Source organism: Candidatus Pelagibacter sp. PS_02 (assembly GCF_059418065.1).
This window is the reverse complement of record NZ_CM182079.1, coordinates 991,626-1,014,955: the sequence shown is the minus strand read 5'-3', so window position 1 is coordinate 1,014,955 and position 23,330 is coordinate 991,626. Positions and strand designations below refer to the sequence as shown.

Annotated in this window: 21 protein-coding genes; 15 read left to right on the top strand and 6 right to left on the bottom strand. The window is 30.4% G+C overall.

The features are described from left to right. Nucleotides 1-8 precede the first annotated feature (8 nt). Nucleotides 9-527, top strand: coding sequence for a hypothetical protein (locus tag AC5SL4_RS05320; protein ID WP_027307144.1), 519 nt, complete (start codon nt 9-11; stop codon nt 525-527). 3 nt (nt 528-530) lie between these two features. Then, nucleotides 531-5,246 carry a PilC/PilY family type IV pilus protein gene (locus AC5SL4_RS05315; RefSeq protein WP_494587211.1) on the top strand — a complete coding sequence of 1,572 codons (4,716 nt, stop codon included), beginning with the start codon at nt 531-533 and terminating at the stop codon, nt 5,244-5,246. Between the two features lie 29 nt (nt 5,247-5,275). Here the strand turns inward: AC5SL4_RS05315 and AC5SL4_RS05310 are convergent, their stop codons facing one another. From AC5SL4_RS05310 to AC5SL4_RS05300, 3 genes are all read right to left on the bottom strand, one after another. Continuing rightward, complete coding sequence (locus AC5SL4_RS05310; protein ID WP_006997841.1) at nt 5,276-5,485, bottom strand: hypothetical protein; 210 nt, start codon at nt 5,483-5,485, stop codon at nt 5,276-5,278. After that, nucleotides 5,486-6,199 carry an AsmA family protein gene (locus AC5SL4_RS05305; RefSeq protein WP_006997842.1) on the bottom strand — a complete coding sequence of 238 codons (714 nt, stop codon included), beginning with the start codon at nt 6,197-6,199 and terminating at the stop codon, nt 5,486-5,488. It lies immediately after the preceding gene. A 66-nt stretch (nt 6,200-6,265) separates the two neighbouring features. Beyond that, nucleotides 6,266-7,030 carry a prepilin peptidase gene (locus AC5SL4_RS05300; RefSeq protein ID WP_494587210.1) on the bottom strand — a complete coding sequence of 255 codons (765 nt, stop codon included), beginning with the start codon at nt 7,028-7,030 and terminating at the stop codon, nt 6,266-6,268. A 99-nt stretch (nt 7,031-7,129) separates the two neighbouring features. On the opposite strand from AC5SL4_RS05300, the gene AC5SL4_RS05295 reads away from it, so the two are divergent. The 8 genes from AC5SL4_RS05295 to AC5SL4_RS05260 all read left to right on the top strand — a co-directional run bounded on the left by AC5SL4_RS05295 (nt 7,130) and on the right by AC5SL4_RS05260 (nt 18,079). Then, the gene (locus AC5SL4_RS05295) at nt 7,130-8,476 is read left to right on the top strand and encodes a GAF domain-containing SpoIIE family protein phosphatase (protein WP_006997844.1); all 1,347 of its coding nucleotides are present in this window, start codon (nt 7,130-7,132) and stop codon (nt 8,474-8,476) included. 1,342 nt (nt 8,477-9,818) lie between these two features. Further along, a complete protein-coding gene (gene pilM / locus AC5SL4_RS05290; protein WP_494587209.1) occupies nt 9,819-12,362 on the top strand; it encodes a pilus assembly protein PilM in 2,544 nt (847 codons plus the stop codon). A 2-nt stretch (nt 12,363-12,364) separates the two neighbouring features. Further along, the gene (locus AC5SL4_RS05285) at nt 12,365-13,042 is read left to right on the top strand and encodes a hypothetical protein (RefSeq protein WP_006997846.1); all 678 of its coding nucleotides are present in this window, start codon (nt 12,365-12,367) and stop codon (nt 13,040-13,042) included. Beyond that, complete coding sequence (locus tag AC5SL4_RS05280; RefSeq protein ID WP_006997847.1) at nt 13,029-13,535, top strand: hypothetical protein; 507 nt, start codon at nt 13,029-13,031, stop codon at nt 13,533-13,535. Before AC5SL4_RS05285 ends, AC5SL4_RS05280 begins: the two co-directional genes overlap by 14 nt. 2 nt (nt 13,536-13,537) lie before the next feature. After that, nucleotides 13,538-15,094 (top strand): secretin GspD/PilQ domain-containing protein, encoded by a 1,557-nt coding sequence (locus tag AC5SL4_RS05275; protein WP_006997848.1) that lies wholly within the window; start codon nt 13,538-13,540, stop codon nt 15,092-15,094. Then, entirely contained in the window at nt 15,094-16,845 is a 1,752-nt protein-coding gene (locus tag AC5SL4_RS05270) for a GspE/PulE family protein (RefSeq protein WP_006997849.1), read from the top strand. The genes AC5SL4_RS05275 and AC5SL4_RS05270 overlap by 1 nt, the downstream gene beginning before the upstream one ends. Nucleotides 16,846-16,847: 2 nt before the next feature. Continuing rightward, a complete protein-coding gene (locus tag AC5SL4_RS05265) occupies nt 16,848-17,051 on the top strand; it encodes a hypothetical protein (protein WP_494587208.1) in 204 nt (67 codons plus the stop codon). A 35-nt stretch (nt 17,052-17,086) separates the two neighbouring features. Then, nucleotides 17,087-18,079 (top strand): type II secretion system F family protein, encoded by a 993-nt coding sequence (locus tag AC5SL4_RS05260; protein WP_494587207.1) that lies wholly within the window; start codon nt 17,087-17,089, stop codon nt 18,077-18,079. Here the strand turns inward: AC5SL4_RS05260 and AC5SL4_RS05255 are convergent. From AC5SL4_RS05255 to AC5SL4_RS05245, 3 genes are read right to left on the bottom strand one after another with little or no spacing between them, the layout of a single operon-like run. Next, a complete protein-coding gene (locus AC5SL4_RS05255; protein WP_027307138.1) occupies nt 18,072-18,509 on the bottom strand; it encodes an ATP-binding protein in 438 nt (145 codons plus the stop codon). The genes AC5SL4_RS05260 and AC5SL4_RS05255 overlap by 8 nt on opposite strands. 7 nt (nt 18,510-18,516) lie before the next feature. Then, nucleotides 18,517-18,816, bottom strand: coding sequence for an STAS domain-containing protein (locus tag AC5SL4_RS05250; protein ID WP_006997852.1), 300 nt, complete (start codon nt 18,814-18,816; stop codon nt 18,517-18,519). Next, nucleotides 18,813-19,097, bottom strand: coding sequence for an STAS domain-containing protein (locus AC5SL4_RS05245; RefSeq protein WP_006997853.1), 285 nt, complete (start codon nt 19,095-19,097; stop codon nt 18,813-18,815). Before AC5SL4_RS05245 ends, AC5SL4_RS05250 begins: the two co-directional genes overlap by 4 nt. A 158-nt stretch (nt 19,098-19,255) precedes the next feature. Here AC5SL4_RS05245 and AC5SL4_RS05240 point away from each other — a divergent pair, with 158 nt between their 5' ends. The 5 genes from AC5SL4_RS05240 (at nt 19,256) to amt (ending at nt 23,264) form a co-directional block, all read left to right on the top strand. Beyond that, on the top strand, nt 19,256-19,741 hold the full coding sequence (locus AC5SL4_RS05240) for a prepilin-type N-terminal cleavage/methylation domain-containing protein (RefSeq protein WP_011281445.1): 486 nt from the start codon (nt 19,256-19,258) through the stop codon (nt 19,739-19,741). Between the two features lie 9 nt (nt 19,742-19,750). Next, entirely contained in the window at nt 19,751-20,188 is a 438-nt protein-coding gene (locus AC5SL4_RS05235; protein WP_027307137.1) for a type IV pilin protein, read from the top strand. A gap of 72 nt (nt 20,189-20,260) precedes the next feature. Further along, the gene (locus AC5SL4_RS05230; RefSeq protein ID WP_011281443.1) at nt 20,261-20,551 is read left to right on the top strand and encodes a hypothetical protein; all 291 of its coding nucleotides are present in this window, start codon (nt 20,261-20,263) and stop codon (nt 20,549-20,551) included. A gap of 132 nt (nt 20,552-20,683) precedes the next feature. Continuing rightward, entirely contained in the window at nt 20,684-21,013 is a 330-nt protein-coding gene (locus tag AC5SL4_RS05225; RefSeq protein WP_011281442.1) for a heavy-metal-associated domain-containing protein, read from the top strand. A gap of 13 nt (nt 21,014-21,026) precedes the next feature. After that, on the top strand, nt 21,027-23,264 hold the full coding sequence (gene amt, locus AC5SL4_RS05220) for an ammonium transporter (RefSeq protein ID WP_027307136.1): 2,238 nt from the start codon (nt 21,027-21,029) through the stop codon (nt 23,262-23,264). Nucleotides 23,265-23,330 lie beyond the last annotated feature (66 nt).

The following is a 23,330-nucleotide window of genomic DNA, read 5'->3' as shown; positions in this document are numbered from 1 at the left end:
TAATGATAATGAAAAATATCTTTATTGGATTTTTATCACTTTTTTTATATTTCAGTTCATTAAGCATGAGCGGGGCGTGTGAATTTTTAAAAGAACAAATTGGTACCCCAGTTTCAAGCATCATTGAAAAATATGATAATTTAGACGAGCCTCCGGGTGGTGGTGATCCAACTGCTACCTACGTTAAAGAATATGACAGTTTAAATTTATGTGAAAATTCTCAATTAGAAAATAGTGTTTTAAAAGTATTTATTAAAGAAGGAAAACTCATTGGAACTGAAATTGAAGGTGCTTTGGGTGAAGCAAAAAATAACAAAATTATAGACTTTGCAAAAACACATTTAGGGTACAAAAGTGAAGTAGATTTTGATGAAGAGTGGACAGGGGCTATATCTTTGTCATCTTTTGGTGATGACGTCATTTATGGTAGAGTTAGTGATTCAAGTGGAATTTATGAAATGTTAATTATTACAAAGCCAGAGTTTGATTCATTTTTGTTCGGACCTAATGTCATAAAGTTTTTTTAATTTATGAAAATATTATTTAAATTATTTAGTTTATTAATTTTAATTATTAATTTTAATCAAACATCTTATGCAAAACCATTGCCACCTGGATCAGGTGAAGGGGATGTACCAGCTAATATTTTAATTTTATTAGATAGCTCCGCTAGTATGAGACGTACATTAGGAGATGGTATTCCTGTTATAAGCTCTGCTGCAATCGATGGAAATGGAAATAGGGTTTTAACAAGTGCCGATAAATCGCTGGGAGGATTATATCTTTTTAATTCTGCCGGTGAGAGAATTAACTTTACTGGAACCAATCAATCAGGCGGATCTTATACAAGAGATACTTGGTGGGCAGGAAGTAATACTGATCAACGATGTGATTACCGTTTAAGGGATGGATCCAGAACAACTAATCATCTTATTTCTACAACTAGAAAATATCATGAAGCTCGCTATGTAACAGGAGTAACTGTTCCAGGAACTAATATCAGTAACGAAAATCTTTTATTTGCTGTTCAATTTGATGATGGGTCCTCTTCTGTTGCAGTTATTGCCCTTGATACACAATATAGATGTAGACTTGCACTAACGGTAAATAGTGTAAAACATATTCGCGGTATGGACATTAGTGCTAATGCAGCAGGACATATTATTGTAGGAGTTTTTGGTAGATCGGGTAGAAAAAATGCTTTTCAAATGACCTGTAATCTAAATCAAGCTGATTGCGAAGAAATTACAGGTAGAGGTAAAGGTCAAACGGATGTGTTTGGCAGAATATATGACGGAAACCGTTATAGATTAAATAGCGACTCTACAAGAATGTATATTTCTGATGATGGGAATCTTTATGAATATGCAACAAGAAATGTTGGAGGACAAAATGTAATTTCATATGCCTGGGGTGAAAAAAAGGAGTGTCGTGCTAGCCGTAACTCAACTATAAACCAAATTACACAATTTGAGTTATCTAGCAATGACGATGATATTTTTTTTGTAGGAGGTAGCGGAAGAGAACTTGTAAGAGTACAATGGACTGCTGGGTACAACATTTGTACACGTATTACCGGTCTAGGAACCGCTAGTTCACTTTCAAACGCTGGTCAAGCTGCTGGAAATTTAGCTGCTGATAGCGTTAGAGTTACAAATGCACTAACTGCTATAAGTAAATCTGGTGGGAGAATTTTATTTAGTCATAATAGTTATGTTGATGAATTAACAGAAGCTAATTTTACATCTGCAAATAGAAATACAGCTTGGCAAATTCAATATGGTGGGCCAAAAATAACAAGACTAGACGGAGCAAAAGCAGCAATTATTGCCGTTTTGACAGATAGTACTTTAACTAGTGGTGCTAATTTTGGTTTTGGTCACTGGAACGCTGGCGAAGGTAGTCAGGGAAAAACTGATAGAAGAGGTGGCAAATATTGCCATGGTAGTGGTACTTCTTGCAATTATTATGGAGGTTGGTCCGGCAATCATCCTGCTGGTCAAAGCAGAATATGTACTGGTAATTCTTGTTTAAATGTTGGAATTGGTCCAGAGGGTGCTGGTAACGCTATTCCTGTTGTTGAGAGATTAGGAGTGGAGTGGGGCACAGACTCTGAAGCATTTTCTCAGATTGCTCATGATTATTTTTTTGGTCCAGTTTCTCCTCATGACCCAAACTCTGACTGTCAGTTAAATTATGTAATTGTTATTGGTGATGGTGAGATGTCTGGTACAGGAACTGCTTCAACTAGTTTTCAAGGGCGGACGGCAGGCAGACTTACGAGAATGAGAGAAGAATTAGGAATTAAAACTTTGATGGTTGCTTATGGAGATGGAATAAAAGCTAGTGGCATGAATAGATTTAATGAATTAGCTTTAGTTGGTTCATGTGATGCAGCAGGTGGTGAAGATTGTGAACAAACTATTGTAGCCACTACACCTCTGGAACTTCAGACTGAGCTTCAGCAGAAAATTAGACAAATTTTAGCTGAGCGATTAGCATTTACCGCACCATCCATTACAGCAACCATTCAACAAGGGGGTTCATTATACCAAGCGCAATTTGCTTATGAACAATTTGGAGAGTGGAAAGGAACCATATTGAGGAAAACTTTAAATGCAGATGGAACAGTTGAACATGATCCTAACGCACCAGGAAACTGGGATGCAGCAGCTCGAGTAAGAACGCAAGCAGCTGGCGGGCCTACAGATCCTGGTACAGCTGATAGCAGAAATATATGGACACCCATTGCAGATCAAAGTTTAGATTATTTAGGAAATTGGGATAACGTTAATGAGGCTACTGCACCAACTTTAGAACCTGAGATGGAAAGACTAGGATATGTTCTTAGAAATTATCATTCCTCAACATCAAAATGTGGTGGAGATGATACCACAGATGATGAGCGAGATGGAATTCTACGTTTTTTAGCTGGTCAAGATTTTTTTGATTATGATGGAGATTGTGACACTACAGAATTAAGAAGCCATGTTCTTGGAGATATATATCATTCTCAATTAATTGAAATTGGCGCACCAGATGGAAATACCCAATTTACTGATAATAACCAAGAAGCTTACTTTAGAACTATAAATAATTATCAAGCCTTTAAAGCTTCACAACAAAGTAGAAGAAATATTTTATATGCAGGTTCTAACAGTGGATTACTCCATGCTTTTTCTGCTGAAACAGGAAATGAAGAATGGGCATTCTTACCACCCTTTTTAATTGGAAAATTACCTACATTAATTAACTCCAGACTTGATGGAGCAATTGATGGATTTAAGGGAGGTAGTAATGCAGTGTTTGGAGTAGACGGCTCTCCAGTTGTCCATGATGTGTTTATGAAAGGCTTAACTCCAGAGGGTGATGTCGAAGGTTCCGCTAGTTGGCATACCATATTATTCCAACCGTTTGGAAGAGGTGGATCTGGTTTTTCAGTATTAGATGTAACCACTCCACTAGTAAGAGATGGTTTAGGACCAATGCATATGTTCAGTGTATATAATGATTATATTAATAATGTTGTATATATCATGGACAACGAAGGAGAAGTTAGAGAATTAGAGTATTTTTCAAGCTCTGCAGAAATATCTGCTTCAGATGAAGCCCTAAAAGCGCAATCAAATTTTAATGAAGCTGTTACTGCTGATGAAGCCATCGACTCGGAGACGACTACTAATCAAGATGCAATTGCTGTATGTCAGTCTGATGCAGATGTGACTGGAGAATTTAAAACTGCTGGAACTGCTTCTTGTTACATAGGAAGAACTTTCACTTTTAGTGATATATCTTTTAATACCCCAAATAATCAATCCATACCTGAAAACATGATAAATGTTTCAGAAATGGTTGATGGTGAATTTTTGCCAGTAGAATTTTCAGATGCAAGAATGATCGATGGCCAATTTGTAATTACTTTTGATGAAGATAAAATTTATAATCCAGGTGGAAGTGTAAATGAAACAAGAGAAACAACAAATATATTTGTTCAAACCTCATGCACATCATCTTCTGGAATTGATCCATTCTTTGACTATAGTAAATTAGGTGAAACTTGGTCAACACCAAGAATTGTAAGATTACCATCAGACATTGAAGCAGAGAGAGAAGACCCAGCAAATGATAAATATGTTGCAATTATGGGTGCAGGAATGGCTAATAATAATTTATGTGCGGGCTCTGCTTTGTTTATGGTTGAATTAGACAATATGGATGAGCCAGGAAAACTTTACGGTGGAGATCAAAACGGTGGACCAATTACAATTGTTGATACATCGCCATCAGGCGTGGCTCTTGGAAATGATATAATTGAAACACCTAACGGTAGCAATATTAATAATGCGGTTCCAACGTCCCCACTTGTGATCACTCCTGATACTGGATTTGGAATTCCTTGGCGTGGGGCAATGGTTTATATTAATGATAGAGAAGGAAAAATTACTAAAATAAATTTAACAGACTCTACAAAAAATGATGCTAAATTATTTGATCAAACAACCTTATTTAGATTAAACGCAAGTACTACCAATAAAAGATATACTTTTTTCTCAATGGATGCAGGTGTAGGAGTTACCACAAAAGATTTTTGGTTGTTTGGTGGTACTGGAGACTTTAATAAACTTGGAGATATAGATAGAAATATGGATAATATTTTATATGGGATTAGAGATTTTGATTATCCTTATTTTAAACATTTAAATGGAGTGACTATTCCTTCATTTGATGATCAAGCTTTTACATCCACAGCTCATCAAGGAGCTGATAATGCTAAATCGATTGATGATGCAACTGTTTGCTCAGATGTTACAGGAGATACTGATGCTAGTCTTTGCCCAGATTCTGCAGAAAGTGCCTGGGTAATCCATTTAGATACACAAGGTGATAATAATTCACACAGAAAAGCATCTGCCCCACCAACTTTATTTAAAGGACAAGTATATTTTCCAGTTTATGAACCGCCTCCAGGATCAAATCGATGTAATATTGGAAATGCATATATTTGTGTAGCAGATGATGAATGTGGAACTAATAATTCACATAAACTTGTTAAAGGCGCAGAAGCTAACGGAAGCAACTGTACATTCATTAGAGAAGGGGTTTTATCTGAATTAGTAATATTTGGTGACAAACTTTACGCAAACGTTGCAGGGCCTAGTGAAGACAGTGATACTTTATATTCTGTTATAGCTGTTCCTGGTGAGATCTTGTCAAATACAGGTGGTTGGAGAGATACAGGATATTAATTCAAGTTATAACACTCTCACAAGTGGATCTAAGAAGCTGAAAACAACCTAAAATAGGAATATATAACCCACACAAACATATCAAGCATAGTTATAAATATAATTGCCAAACCAACAATTGAATCTTGTTTTATTTTTTTTCTCCATTTGATTGGAAAAAAATTTAAAGAATATGCATAAACTAAAATGAATATATTTAATGATGCAATAATAATGTTGATAAATAAAAAAGTATTCATTTAGTTAATCAAACCTTTCAGCTTGTTCTTTAATTTGTCTTTTACTGTATCCTCTATTTGCTTGATATCCAAATTTTTAACAGCATCTAATAAATTATTACTCATTATTTTTTCTCGTACATCAACCACCATGTCTTTAAATACTTTTTTTAAAATATCTTTGTAGTTTTTACTATCCTTAGTATTACCAATATCTTTAAAATTCATATCATTAATTGTAAAGGTTTTTTCAAAATCAAAATCAGAAGATAATACGGCTAAATTAATATTTTTAGCATCTAGGTTTTTAATATTAAAGTATTTGCTTGATTGAGAGTCGGTATTTTTAAATTCAAGATCTTGTTGAAGATTTCTTAGATTGTCTGAAGTAATTCTGTCAGAAAATTTAAAATAATAATTTAAATTTATATTGTTTAATTGAACATCGTTAATCAATATATCATTAGAAAAAATTGAGAATGTATCTAAATTTACTTTAACAAAATCTACTTCTGCTAAATTACCATCAAACTTTTTGTTAAGTATCTTAATGTTATTTGCACGAGCTTCACCACTTAAATAATCAATACTTAATTTTTTAATTGATACTTCTCTATTTAATGAACTTGAAATATTATCTTCTAATATATTTTTAATTAATCTGTCTCCTATAAATTCAACCAATATATAAAAAGATAAAGTGAATATGGTTATTATGGAAAGAAATTTTTTCATACACACTGATCTATATTAATTTAAAAAATAATTCTAATGGTTAATCGACCACTCTGGGTTATATTCTTAATTCAAAAATAATCTTATCTGTTCATTAAAAATAAGAAAAACTAAGTTTCCTATAATTAAATAAGGACCAAAAGGAATTTGAGACGAAAGATCTTTTTTATTTTTAATTATATCTGGGACAACACTTAAAAGTGCAATGAGAGATGAAAAAAATATTACAAAAGGAATTGAAGCCCATCCAAACCAAAAACCAATTACAGAAAGTAATTTAGCATCACCCAAACCCATTCCTTCTTTGTTTCTTAATTTTTTATAAGTAAAAATTATTAACCAAATGATTATGTAACCAAACAAACCACCTATTAAAGAGTTAACTAAATTTGGAAACAGAGTGGTATTTAAATTTGGATCAAATGATTTTAATAAACCAATTATCATAAGAGGGTATGTTAACTCATTTGGAATTATGAAATGTTTTAAATCAATAAAAAAAATAATCACAAAACAGATGCTTAAAATAAAAAAAAGAAGAGTAGTTAATGAAACTCCAAAGAAATGAAAAATTACTACAAAATTTATTGCTGATATTAATTCTACTAAAAAATATTTAATATTAATTTTAGCCGAACAACCTCTGCATTTTGCTTTTAAAAACAAATATGAAAATAATGGAATGTTATCGTGCCATTTAATTAGGGTTTTACAGGATGGACAGTGGGATCTTCCTGTTACAACGCTTATATCGTCAGGAATTCTATGGATACAAACGTTACTAAAGCTGCCCCATATACTTCCAAAGATAAATGCTATAAGATATAACACAACTTATAATTTAATTTTGGAGGACAGTTCTATGAAACCATCAATGCAATATTGTACAAGCATCATTGCGTCTGTAAGGTGTAAGTAGAAGTTAGGACTATGAATAATGAGTTCCATCAGTCTCAAAACTATCAAAAATTTAATGAATATCAATTTATAAATAACATGTTCTTTGGTGCTAAAAAAACAGAAACAATAAAAGTCGACAATACAAGCGTTAAAGACTTAGAATTGGTTACAAAAATGGGCCAGGAGTTTGCTAAAACTCTTGATTTAAAAGAAACACTACAAACTTCATTAGAGCTAATTATTAAAAGAATTAATGCTCAAGCTGCTAACATTTTTTTAATAGATAATGATAAGCAAAACTTTCAATGTATTGCATCAAAACACCAAGCATATCTAGAAGATTTTGAAATTCCAATTACTCAAGGTGTCATGGGAAAAGCAGCACTCATGAAACAATGTATAAGAGTTGGAGATGTTAGAAAGGATGTAAGAGAAATTGCAGAATTTTATTTTGATTTAGATAATAAAACAAATTTTACAACTTATTCTGTTTTATGTTCACCATTAATTGTTTCAGATGAATGTATTGGTGTTATTCATTGTTTAAATAAAAAAACAGACAACAAACTTTTTGAAGAAAGCGATAGAAAACTTTTAGAAACTTTATCTGGTCCTGCTGCATTAGCAATTAGAAATGCTAAGATGGCAAAAGATTTGATTGTTAAAAATAGAATAGAAAAAGAAATAGAAATTGTTGGAGAGATTCAAAAAACATTACTATCTCAAAACATTAAAGAAAATTTTCCTATTGCTGGAATAAATATTCCTGCCAAAGTTGTTTCTGGAGACTTTTATAATTTTTCAGAATTATCTAATGGAGTTTACGGATTTGGAGTTGCAGATGTTTCAGGTAAAGGAATTAAATCTTCATTACTAATGTCTAAAGCATCTAGTCTTTATAGATGTTTAAGTAAAACAAATTTTTCTGCAGCAGGTCTTTTAGATATTTTAAATACAGAAATTTGTGAAACTACTTCAAGAGGAATGTTTGTAACAATGCTGGTTGGAATTTACGATAGTAACAAAAAAGAATTAACTTTATCAAACGCTGGTCATGAACCTCCGTTAATTTATTCTAAAGATGGAAACTTTTCTAATTTTGAAGAAGCAGGACCTCCTTTAGGCATTGCTCCTAAGTTTAAATTTAAAGAAACCAAAATTAATTTTTCAAACAGCTCAATGTATATTTTTACTGATGGTATTACGGAAATAAGAGATGCTAAAGGAAGTATGTTAGAGGCAGAAGGATTTAAAGATTATATAAAAAAGTATCAACAAATTCCAAACCATGAAAGATTAAACAAGATTATCGAGGATATAATTAAATCTGGTCGAATACAAAAGGATGATTTAACAATTGTAACGGTTGATGGTTAATAATTATGGATAGATGTTTTTATTTACACTCTTTAAGATAGAGTAAAAATGTTTATGGGATAGTTTCCAGTTAATAAGAGTAATTACCCCCAGTTTCATGTAATAATTCTAATTTTGGGTCAAATATCTGATAATTAGAAATAAATCCTGCAATCCTAGTCAAATCTCTAATTTAGAGTGAAATCTCTCATAATTTGCTATAAATCCTATACTGGTAGTCAAATCTCTAATTTAGAGTGAAATCTCTCATAATTTGCCACAAATCAGATTTAATTAGTTAATTTGAGTTTAGTCCCCAGATTTAGGCTTTAACCATAATATAAATTGTATCAAAATCTAATATTGCCATCCGCAATAATCAACAATTTGATGGATCAATGTTAAAATTTATATATATTATCCCAAAGGGATGAGTGATGTAAGGCTGTTTGAGCTTTTGTTAATATTCATATTTATCTCTAACACACAGCATAAAAAATATAAATTATCTCTAACACATAGGATAAAAATTAAAATTATCTCTAACACAAATCAATAAATTTATTGAAAATATAAAAAATGTTGATTTTATTGACTTTTTTAAAAATATGATAATATTAATAATTATAACACAAAATAAATATAGCTCTAACACATTTTATGTTTTATATTCATAATATTAAAAACGTTGATTTTGCTTACTTTTTTAAAAAAGAATATTATGTTAATTTTCTAACACAAAATGAAATAATTTTTTTTTTTAAATGTGTTAGAATAAAATTTTTGTGTTAGAGAAAAAAAAATAATTTTTTTTTTTATAAATTAGAATAATTCTAAAATTTGCAAAAAATATATTAGAATCTTTCTAAAGTAAAATAAAAATATATTAGAATCTTTCTAAAGAGAAAAAAAATAGTTTGGAATATTTCTAATGTAGGAAAAAAAAATATATTAGAATAATTCTAAACAAAAAAAATTAAAAAAATTATAACACAAATAAATTTTTCTCTCACACAAAAAAAATTTTCTCTCACACAAAAAACAATTAAAAGTTGTTTTAATAAAAAATAGCTATTTTACTTATTTTTTAAAAATAGAAAAAAATATTAAATTTCTAACACAATATAAAAAGATAAAATTATGATAAATGTGTTAGAGAAAATATTATTTAGAAAAAAATATCTTAAATTTAATTTTTTTCAATGATTTTAATAAACTGTTGATTTAATTGAATATTTTGTATTTCATTATTAAATTCAACCCATTTTGAACATAATGATTATAATCTTGTGTTAGAATTTTATTAATTTTGTGTTAGAGAATCAATTAACAATTTAAATATTAATTTTTATTTATAAGTTTTATGGACGAAGATAATAAAGATAAATTTGATTATAAAGAGGAAGATACTCTCAAGAGTGATCAGGAAAACCAATCTGAAAACGATTCAACTGATACTTTAAATCCTCAAGAAACTGATAATAATGAATCAGAAAAATCCAATGAAAATGATAATTTAACTGAAAATTCAGAAACTTTACAATCTCAAGATGAATCTGTTGAGCAAAATGTAAGTGCATCAAATACTAATAATGATGAAGAGACTTTAAAGAGTGATCAGGAAAACCAATCTGAAAACGATTCAACTGATACTTTAAATCCTCAAGAAACTGATAATAATGAATCAGAAAAATCCAATGAAAATGATAATTTAACTGAAAATTCAGAAACTTTACAATCTCAAGATGAATCTGTTGAGCAAAATGTAAGTGCATCAAATACTAATAATGAGGAACAAAAAAAAGAGCATGAGGTAATTCATAAAAAAGATGGAAGACTACATATATATGTAAGGCAAGATAAATATAAAGGTGAACTTAAATCAAGAAACTGGGTAGGTAGACTTTATATTGATGGTAAACAAAAAATTTCATCTTCTGGAACAACAAATTTAGATGATGCAATACCAATTTTGGAAAAATGGTTTGATGATGTTCATGAAGAAAGTAAAAAATTAAAAATTGAAGAAAATATTAAGCCAGAAGAGGGTGAATCTTCACAAATTGATATTTCAACAACCAATCAAAGTAATAATGAAGCACAACCACAAACTTCAAGTGTTCCATTAAATGAAAACTCAGAAATATCTACCCAAGATCAGGTAAAAAGTAAATTATCAAATATTTTTGGAAAAATTAAGGAAATTAAAATTAAAAAACCAGATTTTGCTAAAAATATAAAAAAATCATCTTTTAATAATTCTAAAGTTGGAAATTATAAATCAAAAATACAAAATTTTTTCAAATCCAAATTAGGTAAATCTAGTGTTCAAGGCGAAGAAATAATTGGTATTGAGTTAGCAAATAAAGAAATAAGAATAGTCCAAGTTTCTAGTAACAAAGCTAATCAATGGGTGTTAGAAAAATTACATATTCACCCCGTCGACATTACAGATGATAGTACTCCAATTGATAATGCGGATAAATTTTCAGAAGAATTAGTATTAGCAATTCAAAAATACAAAATAACTTCACCAAATGCAGCAATTGCTATTCCGGTAACTAGTGCAATCATAAGAGTAGTCACCGCACCTTTAATGAAAGAAGATGAATTAAATAAAGCAATCGAAACTAATTCATTGTGGGAAAACCTAGTTCAACTAACAGATAGTTTGGAAGATTATTCTATTTTTCATCAAGTCATAAATAGAAATGATAAAGAAAATACAATGGATATTTTATTCGTTGCATCAAAATTAACTGATATAAATAGTTATACTTCAATAATTAAAAATGCAGGTTTAAATCCTGTAATCATAGATGTTAAATGTTTTGCTTTAAAGTCATCAGTTGATCAAGTTAATCAAATAACAAATAAAACTGAGGATGCCAATTTAACTGCTGTTTTAGAATTTGGATTAGATGAAAATTATTTAATGATCCTCTATAATAATAACCCAATAATAACTGATATTTTTATTAGAGGGCAAGATAGAAAAATTTTACAAGATTCCCAAGATACTGAAGAAAAAGAAGGATTAGTTAGAAGATATGTTACTCAAGTTAAGCAAGCAATTCAAGATTTTGAGACTAAATATGAAAAGAGAATTCGAAACATAAAAGTTGTTTCAGATATTAAAAATGTCGATGAATATTTAGGAAGTTTTAGAAAAATTTTAATGAATGTTGGATTTAACACTTTTGATCCCACAGAAGGATTAAAAATTCCAAGTCAGTATCAACAAATTTTAGATAATAAGTTAAATAGATCTTATCTATCTACTTCTGTTGGCTTAGCCTTTAGAAAACTTGATGTCTTTGGTTATTATAAATTTGTTACTGCAGTTAAAAATATAAATCTTCTTCCAGATAGATCAAATGTAATGAAGCAAAAGAAGATGAAAGCAATTTCAGGTTTTGCATTCAAGGGTATTACTGCTGCTGTAGTTGCAATTTATGTGGTATTATTTGGTTTATCTTTTTGGAATATTGTTTCCTATAATAATAAATTAAAACAATATGAAACTGTAAAAATAGATCATGCTAAAATTATTAAACAGAAAAATATAGTTTCAAAAGAACTTAGTGTAATTAATACGTCTTTAAAATTAAGTAGAACACTTAAATCAAATAAAGAATTAACTTATAGAATTTTAGCTCAAGTAGCCTCAAGTGTTCCAAACCGTGTAAAATTTGATCAAGTTGAATTTAATGGATCTAGAAGATTAACTATTCAAGGAATAGCTGCAAGTGATCAAGATATTTTGAAATTTATAGAAAATTTAGGAAATCAAAAATTGGTTGAGCAAGCATCATTATCATCAATGCGATTACCAAAATCTACAGCAGGTGGTGCTACAATGAAAGGTTTTAGAGTGTTTGTAAAAATTAAAACAGGTAAAATATAGCAATGGATATAGATTTAAAAAATATTAACATGTCTGATATCAAGGATCAGATTACAAAATTAGCTGATAAAAAAACTCTTATAAAAATAGGAATAATCTTTGGTGCAATTGTTTTTTTCTTAATAATTTATTACGCAATTTTAAATCCAATGGTTGAGTCTAGAAAAGCTAAATTGGACGACATGAATTTGAAAATACAAGAAACTGCAAAATTTACTTCTGAAATTTATTCAATGAGAGCAAGAATTAAAAAACTTAAGCCTGATTATGAAAAATACTCTAGCTTGTTTCATTCTAAAGCTGAAGTAGAGGGTCTTTATCAAACATTAAGTGAATACGCCGGACAAAATGATCTAGTAATCACTAGAATTGAAAAAAAGGTAATTCAAGAAGTATTAAAAGCACAAGCCTTAGCCCAAGCAGACGGTAAAAAAACGAAAAAAAAGAAAAACAACCAAGTTAAAAATGTTGCAAATATTGCCTATTATTTGATCCCTGTTGATTTTGAAATTGATGGTAATTTTATTGGTTACATAAAATTTAAAAGAGCTCTATCGCTTTCTAACAAAATGTTAAACTTTGACAAAGAGTCTATTCAGGTGGTAAAAGGGAATACAACTGGAGCGATAAAAGTAAAAGGTACGTTAACAATAGTGGGGTTACCAAATGAATTTTTTTAAAATAATCATTATTTCAGTGTTTTTTATGTTGCTATCAAAAGTTTCCATGGCTGATAGTCATGATAAAGAGCAAAACATTATTGATAAAGCTAAAGAGATAAATAAAAAGATCAAAGAAAAACAGGCAAATTCACAATCGAATATTTCATCAGAAATTAAAGATGAAGAGCCTCTTCCATTAAACGATCCTTTTGCTGGAGATAGTTCATTAACTGGTGGTAATACAATTTTATCAAGTAATCCAGAAGAGGCACAAAATGAAATGAGCTTATATAAGTTTAAATTAGTTGGGATAATGACCTCTGCAAATGATGATGGGTTCGTATCTTTAATTAATTCAAGTGGAAATATAATTACTTTAGCTAGGTTTGAAGAATTAAGCCCTGGAGTAAAATTAGTTGGATTAAATAATAGAGAAGCAGTTTTTGAAAAAAATGAAAACTCTCTCTTAGTGATAAATTTTAATAATAAAATTACAGAAAGAACAAAATAATTATGAAATTTAAAAACAAAATATTATTTTTAATTTTACCTTTTTTATTTATTTTTTTAACAGGTTGTGCTGAAAAATTTGCTAAAAACACTGGTTCTTTTAAACACGACACCCCACTAATAAAAACTGATATCAAGAAAACTGGAAAACTAGAGGTTGAAAAAAGTGTAGAAATGGGACCAACTCCTGCTGAAGGTGATGTCATAAAGCTTAAAAAAAGAAAACAAATATCATCTGTTAAAGAGAGAAATTATTTATTAATTTCGGAAGATTTCAAATCTTTAAAACAAAATGTTTCTTTTAAATTTCAAGCTTTAGATTTTAAAGAAGCAATGAAATTAATGTCTGAAGTTGGTCAAATTAATATTTTAGTAGGTGACGATGTGGCAGGATCAATAAGTGCAGAGTTAGATAATGTTCCATGGGATAAAGCATTTAATGCATTATTAGATTTAAAAAATTATGCAGCAGACATAGATGTAGCAAGTAATATTATTAGAGTTTCAACTCCTGCTAATCTAACGTCACAAGAAGGTTATAAATCAGCGAGAGCTTCAGCAGTTAAGAAAAAAGTTGAATTAGAAGATTCAGTAGAACCAATTATTTCAGAAATTTTTAGACTTTATTATATAACCCCATCAGAAGCTAAAGCCACAATCACAGAATTATTTACATCTGTTGGAACGAATGGGAATTTTATACCAATACAAGTAACGGAAGAAGCAACCACAAGATCAATTATTGTTAGAGGTAAAGAGAAAGATTTAGATATCGTTGATAAAGTTATTCGAGAAATTGATAAAAGAACAAAACAAGTTTTAATAGAAGCTTTTATAGTTGAAGCTACTTCAACATTTGAGCAAAGTTTAGGAAAAAGACTTGGAGCTGCTTACACAAGAAAAAGTTTAAGAATGGGTGGTACACAAGGAGGTAGCAGTGTAGGAGCTGCATCAGGAACAGGGGCTGCATTATCTGATTCAACAGGTGCTTTTACAAGCGGTGCTGGAACAGATAATTTAGTAAATTTTGGGTCAGCTGCTGCAACAAGTGGAATTGGAATATTGAAAAAAACAGGTTCTGCTGTTTTAAAACTTGAACTTGATTTTTTAGAAGCTCAAGGCTTATCAAAAACAGTATCTAATCCAAAATTATTTACATTAGATAATCAACAAGCAAGTATTAATCAGGGTGAAACAATTTATATTGATGGTGGAGAAGGGGAAGATAAACCAGTTGATGCATCATTAAAACTGATAGTTACTCCTAATATCATAGGTGATGGAAACGTTATGCTTTCAATTCAAGTAAACAATGATACTCCAAATAGAGCAAATGCAGCATCGGTAGGTGTAAATAAAATGGAGATAAATACAAAATTATTAGTAGCTGATGGGGATATAGTTGTAATTGGTGGTATTAAAAAAAATAACGTAGCGAATAATAGACAAGGTGTTCCAGGAACGTCAAAAGTACCAATTCTAGGAAAAGTACTTAGTGGAAAATCAAATTCTGATACAATGAACGAGTTATTGGTATTTATCGCTCCAAGAATTTTATAATGTTTAAAATAAGTAGAGAGAGTGAAATTAATTTAGTTAATGTCTTAATTGATAATGACATTATTTCTGGAAAAGATTTAATAGATATTAAAAAAGTAAGCACTGAAAACAATAAATCTCAAATTGATGCAATATTTGAATTAAAGCTTACTGATGAAAAAAAAATAATTGATTTATTAATTAAAGAACAAAATCTAGAAATAATTGATCTAAAGTCAGTTGAAATTACTGAAGAAGTAAAAACAGTTTTACCATCAAACTATATTAAGATGAATTTTGTAGCACCATTTAAAATTGATGGAAAAACTTTACACATGGCAATCCCAGATAGTTCAAAATTGGGATTGATGCGAAATTTAAAAGCTATTACAAAAAAAAACATAGAACTTCATGCTGCAAAAATAGGTGATATTTCTGAATATATTGAAAGATTATCAAGTGAAACAGATGAAGTAACTATTGCGTCAATTCGAAATGAGAATAGGAGAAAAACAAAAACTTTTGAAACAGATTTAGGAGATGCAGGGGAAGTTTTAGACAATAAACCAGAAGAAGATATTGAAGCAATTGAAAATGAGTCAGAGGTAATCAAATTTAGTACAGCGGTGGTAGCAGATGCAATTAAAATGGGTGTTAGTGATATTCATATAGAGCCTTACCGATTTAGTTCAAGAGTAAGATATCGATTAGACGGTATGCTTCAAGAACAAGAAACCTATAGACAGTTTCTGCATGACAATTACGGGGCAGTAGTTACTCGATTTAAAATTATGGGTAAATTAGATATTGCAGAAAGAAGATTACCACAAGATGGAGCTATTAATTTTAAAATTGGTAATAAAGTAGTTGACTTACGTTTATCAATTTTACCTACTGCAAATAATGAGAGAATTGTTATGCGTATTCTTAACAAAGACGCGGGAGATATTACCCTTGAACAATTAAATTTTGAAAAGCAAGATTTAGAAAGTCTAAGAAAAGGAATTCACGGTAGTCAGGGATTAATTTTGGTAACTGGACCAACAGGATCTGGGAAATCAACAACGTTATATAGTATTTTAAAAGAAGTAAGTAAGCCCCATTTAAATATTTTAACAGCTGAAGATCCTGTGGAATATGAATTAGATGGTGTAGGACAAGTACAAATTAAAGATGATATCGGTTTTACCTTTGCTAAAGCTTTAAGATCTTTTTTAAGACAAGACCCTGAAATTATTCTAGTTGGTGAGATGAGGGATAAAGAAACAGTTGATATCGGATTAAAGGCTGCCCTTACAGGTCACTTAGTATTTAGTACTCTACACACTAATGACGCTCCAAGTACTATTACTAGATTACAAAACATGGGAACGCCAGATTATTTAATAAGTGCTGCCTGCCAACTTGTTGTAGCCCAAAGACTAGCTAGAAAAAATTGTAAAGATTGTAGAGTGCCTGATGATGATGTTAATCCTAAGGTTCTTAAAGATATGGGGTTTAGTGATGAAGACGCTTCAAAAGTAAAAGCCATCAAAGGTAAAGGTTGTGCAAAATGTAGTGACTCAGGATACAAAGGTCGACAAGGTATTTATGAAATCTTAGTGGTCTCAAAACCAATTAAAGAAGCTATTTTAAAACAAGCAACCACTCCTGAATTAAGAGAAATAGCTATTAAGGAAGGATTTAGAACGATGCAAGATATGGGTAGAAGAATGATTGCATCTGGTGAGCTTAATTTTAGAGAGTATGAGAGAATTCTTTCAAGCGAATAAAAATGGAAGCTTTTACTTATAAAGGAATATCCGAAGGTAAATATGTAGAAGGAGATATTGAGGCAATCAACCTTGATGAAGCTTCTCATTTATTAAAAGAAAAAAAAGTAATAATCACCAACATAATTAAGTCTAAGAAAAAAAAGGTGAAGCAAAAAAAAAATCAGGTGGCTCATCTCTTTTTGGGAAAAAAAAAGTTAAAGTAGAAGAAATTCTTATATTCTCAAAGCAATTTGCAACCATGGTTAAGGCGGGCTTACCTATTTTGCAGGTTTTAATAATGTTAAGGGACCAATTAGAAAGTCCTGCTCTTAAAGACATTATAGAAGATATTAGAAAAAGTTTAGAAGGGGGTGTGAACCTATCAAAATGTTTTGAAAAGTATCCGCAATACTTTGATAATATTTATGTCAACTTGATTAAGGCTGGTGAAGCAAGTGGTAAGCTAGATGTATTTTTACTTAAAATAGTAGATTCTTTAGAGAAAAAAGAAAAGATTAAGAAAAAAATTAAGGGAGCTTTAATGTATCCAGCGATAATGTTTACAGTAGCGATTACTGTAAGTGCTTTTATGTTGATTAAAGTAGTTCCAGTATTTGCAAAAATGTACGATGGAATGGGCTTAGAATTACCCGCTGCAACAGCAACCATCATGGCAATGAGTGATTTTTTAAGTGGTACAGGTGGAAAAGTAATCCTGTTTGGTGGAATAGGCGGATATTTCGGGTTTAATTTTATTGTAAAAAGAAATGCTGCAATTCGTTTTAGATGGCATAAACAAATTTTAAAATTACCTATTTTTGGAGATATGATCTTAAAATCTCTACTGGCAAGAATTGCATTGATTTTGGGTAATTTAAGTGCAGCAGGTGTAAATTTATTAGAGAGTTTAGAAATTGCAAAATCAGTTAGTAATAATGATGTGATAACTGATGCACTAGAGAGTGTAAAAAAAGGTGTGTTCTCTGGTGATACCTTAACAAAACTTTTTTTAAAAGAACCACTCTTCCCACCAACTTTTAGTCAATTAATTTCTGTCGGAGAACAAACAGGTCAATTAGATGAAATGTTTAATTCAGTATCTGCTTATTATGAAGAAGAATTTGATACGACAGTCGATAACATGTCTGCTTTAATTGAACCTATCATGATTGTTTTCATGGGAGTAATGATTGGTGGTTTAATGATAGCCATGTACTCACCAATATTTAACGTGGGTGCTTTAATTAACTAATTTTTAATTTTTTGGTTAAAACTAAATTATTAATCCAGGGTTCTTTTCCTGGTTCAAAATTAATTGAATCCATAATTTGTTGAATAAAAAATGTTCCTAGTCCACCTGGTTTAATATCATCGATTGCTCTATGCTTAACTTTGCTTTTTTCTACTGGTTTACCTTTATCAAAGAAAGAAATCTCTAGAACATCATCACTACAAGATATTCTTACAACCATTTTATCTTGAGTGTCAGGCATATCTTTATATGCATGTTTAACTATATTTTGCGCAGCTTCAGCAATCGCTAAAACTAACTCTTCTCTTAAATCTTCATCAATTTTAAATTTTTCAAAAACATCTCTAGAAAAAGCTCTGACATCTTTCAAACTTGCTGAGCTAACTAAAAAATCTTTTTTTTCTGAACGATTAAAGTTTTCTAAACTCATAATTTATTTACTCCAAATTTAAAATTTGTTCTAACTTTGCCATCATGATTACTTTTAAAACAGATTTACTCACATCTTTAATGACAAGCTTGGTTCCCTTCTCAAGGGCTTTTTGATGACTTTCTATTAAAACTGAAATACCAGAAGAATCCATGTATTGAACATTACTTAGATTTAAAGCAACATTTTTACCAGAGTCGATAACAGGAAAGATAACTCCCTTAACTTCATCCGTTTTATCCATGTCTATTTCACCATCTAAAAATATGGTGCTTATATTGTCTTCTTCTGTAATTTTGTATGTCATAAAAACTTTCTTGCCATTGCTAGAACTTTTTCAACAGGTTGACTAACCTCTTTAAGTTCAACTTTAGTATTTTTCTCTCGAGCTCTTTGATTGCTTTCTATAATTATCGATATACCAGAAGAGTCCATGTAGGGTACATCTTTTAAATTTAAATGAACTTCTTTTCCAGCATCAATTAAAGGAAAAACAATTTCTCTTACCTCATCTGCAACATCCATATCTATTTCTCCAGTAAGAAAAACAGTGCTTACATTTTCATTATCTGTAACTTTATATTTCATATTTTATTTACTATTTATAGCTATTAACAAAAATAAGAAACAAGTAAACCCAATATGGTCAATTATCTTTGATTATTATTTAATATAATAAGATTTTTAGTTTACATCATCAATAATTATAATAAATTTAATAATAATAACTAATAACAGAGGAAATTATGAAAAATAATAAAGGTTTTACACTTATTGAATTGCTAGTTGTTGTAGCAATTATAGGTATTTTAGCTGCGGTAGGTGTTGTTGCTTACAATGGTTACACTAAGAGTGCAAAAATTAATGCTTCTAAATCAAACCAAGGGGCAGTAACAAAATATTTAGCTGCTGAAATTCAAAAATGTAACATGGGTACAGAGTCTACTGCAATGAGTGGAAACTTAACATGTTCAGGCAGAACAGAAGCTTTAATCATGAGTGGTGCTGTTGCTGCACTAGCAGATTTTAAAAACACATACACGCCAGTTTGTAAAGGAGTAACAGACGGTAGTACTGTGCCAACGGCTTCAGATGGTAGTACAACATGTCTAGCATCAGGAAAAGGTGTTACAACAATAACAGGGGATGATGCTGGAACTATTACCGTTTCAACACAGTATGGTGACGACGCAACTGTTGACGTACTAACTAATGCTGTTGCAATAGAATAATCATCTCGATTGCAAGAAACAAAAAAAATAAAAATTAAAAGCTCACTAGGGTTTTCCCTGGTTGAGCTTTTAGTTGTGGTAGCAATAATTGGTATTTTAGCTTCTGTAGGAGTTATTACTTACAGCGGTTATATTTCAGGCACTAAAGAAAAATCTGCAAAAAATGTGATGCTACAAATATCACTAGCTCAAACAGAAGAATATTCAAATAGTGGAAATTATTACACGCAGGATAATGATAGCTGCACACCTACCTCATCAACATCAAATGATATTGAAACAATTTTGTTTGGTGGAGGAGATCAAATTGGTAAAGATATGGGTTATGAAATTTGTGTTGCAAGCATAGGTTCTTCAAATTTTAATATAATTGCTAAAGAAATCGATGGAGCTTGCCAATTAATCCTTAGTCGTAACGGCAATTTTACTAGAGGCGATGATTGCTAAAAAAATTAGCTAACCACCCATAATGGATAGTTTTACAGTTTCAAATTAAATATTCTTGTATAAATTGATGATGTGAAAAAAATTATTTTAATATTCTTGCTTATACCGTTATTAAATAATTGCGGTCCATATTCTGCAGCACTTGGGCCAAGCTTAACTCTAGTTAACTCTGGAAGTATTTTACAAGCTTCAGCATCTTATGCTGGCTCCTCAACAATGAAAAAATTTAAAAAAGATTATATTAATGAATTAAATGTAGAAAAAATTTGTCCAACGGTTCATTCTAGTGAGTTAAATGAAATTTTTTTTGAAACTATAGATCATATGGATTGTTATTTTGATCCAATGAGTATTCATAGATAATATATAAATTATTCAAGAAATATAGATATTTGAGTTCATCTTAATCAAAAAGGCTCATTTTGGGCGATTGACGAATTTTAAAATGAATTGATGCGTGATAGCTTTGACTTATAATTAACAATAGGAAAAACTATGTTCAAAAAATATATACTATTTTTAGGTTTTGTTTTATTTTCAACCAATTTATTTGCAGCTCAAACTCAAATTGCCCAAGTAAATGGAATGATGTGTATTAAATGCCAAAAAATGGTAACTAAAGCACTTCAAGCAGCTAGCCCATCTGCTACTGTTAAAGTCTCATGGCCAGAAGGTGTTGCGGTATCATCTTACCCTGATAAATCTGATTTATCTAATGAAGATTATAAAAAAGCAATCCTTGGAACCGGCTTTGAAGTTATTAAAGTGGTGAGTGTTGATAAGATTATTACTGATGCTGGTGAAGCTAGAAAATTAGTAGATTAATTAAAATAAAATTATGACTGCAGCTGATACTCAGATATTGCTCAATAAGCTGCAGTCCAACATAAATCAATTAGAGCTTACTAATAAGGGAGCTTTAAATGCATTAGAATTTCGCTTAGATGCAATCTTACAAGCAAATTTAGATACCTTTTGGCTTTTAATTTGTGCAATCCTTGTTTTTTTAATGCAGGCAGGCTTTATGTGTTTAGAGACTGGTTTGTCTCGGAACAAGAACAGTATTAACGTTGCCCTTAAAAATGTTTCAGACTTTGGAATATCTGTTGTAGTTTTTTGGGCGTTTGGTTTCGCATTAATGTATGGAACCAGTGTATCAGGACTGTTTGGTACCAAATTTTTTTTCTTCACCACTAAGGTTGCAGGCTATCAAACATATTTTGTCTTCCAAGCAATGTTTGTTGCAACAGCTGCAACTATTATCTCAGGTGCAGTTGCAGAAAGATTAAAGTTTTTCTCATATATAATTATTACATTATTAGTTTCTGGCCTCTTTTATCCAATTGTAGGTCACTGGTCTTGGGCATTTAATTTTGAAAATCCTGATCAAAAATTTGGTTGGTTAGGTCAATTAGGATATTTAGATTTTGCAGGTGCATCCGTTGTACACTCTGTAGGAGGATGGATTGCTTTATCAGTATTACTGGTAGTTGGTAACCGTACTGGAAGATTTAGAGAAGATGATAAAAAAAAATCTTTTCAAGGAAGCAATACACCAATGGCAGCTTTAGGTGCTTTAATTTTGTGGTTTGGTTGGTTTGGATTTAATGGAGGTGCTAATGGTGCAATGGATTTAAAAATTCCATTAATTTTAATTAATACTTTTTTATCAGCATCCTTTGGACTTATTTTCTCAAGTGTTATGGGTATCATTGTTTTAAAAAAACCAGAGCCATTATTTATGATCACGGGTCCCCTTGCTGGACTAGTTTCAATAACTGCTTCTTGTGCTTATGTTGATCCCACTCATGCAATTATAATAGGAAGTATTGGTGGAATTATTTCAGGCTCAACAATTGTATTACTTGAAAAAATTAAAATTGATGATGTGGTTAGTGCAATACCAGTTCACTTAGCATGTGGAATTTGGGGAACTATTGCAGTTGCTTTGTTTGCAAATTTTGAATTGATGGGTGTTGAAAAAACAAGATTAGAACAAATATATATTCAACTAATTGGCATAAGTTCAATTGGTGCTTTTTGTTTCATTGGTTCTTATTTAATATTAAAAACTATTAATTCATTTTTCCCTCTAAGAGTAAGTAAAATTCATGAAGAACTTGGTTTAAATATTTCAGAACACAATGCATCAACGGACACGCACGAATTACTTGAGGTATTAACTAATCAAGCAAAATCAGACAATTATTCAAGCCGCGCACCACAAGATCCTTTTACTGAAAGTGGAATTATTGGCACGCAATATAATGTCATAATGAACAAATTGGAACAAAGTGAAAAGCAAAAAAACAAATGGAAGAATAGAGTTTCTAAAGAAATTAAACTTGCAATGAATGTTCAGCAACGATTAATGCCAAAAAGAGATATAGAAAACTATCCAATATTTGGATTAAATATTCCTGCAAGAGAAATCTCGGGAGATTTTTATGATTTTTACCTTCATGATGATGAGGTGTATTTCACCCTATCTGATGTTTCAGGAAAAGGGGTGAATGCAGGAATGGTTATGGCAAAAGCTATTACTTTATTTAAGATCTTCGCTAAGCAAAAATTTAAGCCTAACGAAATTTTATTAGAGATGAATAATGATTTGAAAGAAACTAATCCTGTTGGTACCTTTATTACTTCAATTGTTGGAAGATATAATTTGAAAACAGATTTAGTTGAAATTGCAAATGCTGGACATCAGCCAACTTTATTAAAAGTGGGTAAAGATTTTAAAGAATATCCTTCAAGCTCAATGCCTTTGGCAGTGATTAAGCACAAAGATGAAAGTGTTTATCAATTAGAAAGCTTTAAATTAAATGGTGGACGAATTTACTGTTTTACAGATGGATTTTCAGAATGCTTGGATGAAAATAAACAAGAAATTGGAATTGATGGTGTAAAAGAATTAATTTTAAAACACACAAACTCTTCATTACAAAAAGAATTAACAAGTGCGACAGAAGAAATTCGTTTAAAAAGTTTAAAAAAAGAAATTGTGGAAGATGGTGTTAAAAAAGATAACGATATTCTTGATGATGATTTAACAATTATTGCAATTGGTAAATAAGAAATTTTAAGAGTTATTATTAATTTTAGCTAATTAATCGCATCTATAACGATTGATAAATTTTAA

What these genes read in the sequence shown, in the direction of transcription:
- AC5SL4_RS05285 (WP_006997846.1), top strand. Translation starts at nt 12,365, where the DNA reads ATGGATATAGATTTAAAAAATATTAACATGTCTGATATCAAGGATCAG.
- pilM (WP_494587209.1), top strand. Translation starts at nt 9,819, where the DNA reads ATGGACGAAGATAATAAAGATAAATTTGATTATAAAGAGGAAGATACT.
- AC5SL4_RS05245 (WP_006997853.1), bottom strand. Translation starts at nt 19,097, where the DNA reads ATGAAATATAAAGTTACAGATAATGAAAATGTAAGCACTGTTTTTCTT.
- AC5SL4_RS05265 (WP_494587208.1), top strand. Translation starts at nt 16,848, where the DNA reads ATGGAAGCTTTTACTTATAAAGGAATATCCGAAGGTAAATATGTAGAA.
- AC5SL4_RS05255 (WP_027307138.1), bottom strand. Translation starts at nt 18,509, where the DNA reads ATGAGTTTAGAAAACTTTAATCGTTCAGAAAAAAAAGATTTTTTAGTT.
- AC5SL4_RS05310 (WP_006997841.1), bottom strand. Translation starts at nt 5,485, where the DNA reads ATGAATACTTTTTTATTTATCAACATTATTATTGCATCATTAAATATA.
- AC5SL4_RS05260 (WP_494587207.1), top strand. Translation starts at nt 17,087, where the DNA reads ATGGTTAAGGCGGGCTTACCTATTTTGCAGGTTTTAATAATGTTAAGG.
- AC5SL4_RS05250 (WP_006997852.1), bottom strand. Translation starts at nt 18,816, where the DNA reads ATGACATACAAAATTACAGAAGAAGACAATATAAGCACCATATTTTTA.
- AC5SL4_RS05295 (WP_006997844.1), top strand. Translation starts at nt 7,130, where the DNA reads ATGAATAATGAGTTCCATCAGTCTCAAAACTATCAAAAATTTAATGAA.
- AC5SL4_RS05240 (WP_011281445.1), top strand. Translation starts at nt 19,256, where the DNA reads ATGAAAAATAATAAAGGTTTTACACTTATTGAATTGCTAGTTGTTGTA.
- AC5SL4_RS05275 (WP_006997848.1), top strand. Translation starts at nt 13,538, where the DNA reads ATGAAATTTAAAAACAAAATATTATTTTTAATTTTACCTTTTTTATTT.
- AC5SL4_RS05280 (WP_006997847.1), top strand. Translation starts at nt 13,029, where the DNA reads ATGAATTTTTTTAAAATAATCATTATTTCAGTGTTTTTTATGTTGCTA.
- amt (WP_027307136.1), top strand. Translation starts at nt 21,027, where the DNA reads ATGACTGCAGCTGATACTCAGATATTGCTCAATAAGCTGCAGTCCAAC.
- AC5SL4_RS05305 (WP_006997842.1), bottom strand. Translation starts at nt 6,199, where the DNA reads ATGAAAAAATTTCTTTCCATAATAACCATATTCACTTTATCTTTTTAT.
- AC5SL4_RS05225 (WP_011281442.1), top strand. Translation starts at nt 20,684, where the DNA reads ATGTTCAAAAAATATATACTATTTTTAGGTTTTGTTTTATTTTCAACC.
- AC5SL4_RS05315 (WP_494587211.1), top strand. Translation starts at nt 531, where the DNA reads ATGAAAATATTATTTAAATTATTTAGTTTATTAATTTTAATTATTAAT.
- AC5SL4_RS05320 (WP_027307144.1), top strand. Translation starts at nt 9, where the DNA reads ATGAAAAATATCTTTATTGGATTTTTATCACTTTTTTTATATTTCAGT.
- AC5SL4_RS05270 (WP_006997849.1), top strand. Translation starts at nt 15,094, where the DNA reads ATGTTTAAAATAAGTAGAGAGAGTGAAATTAATTTAGTTAATGTCTTA.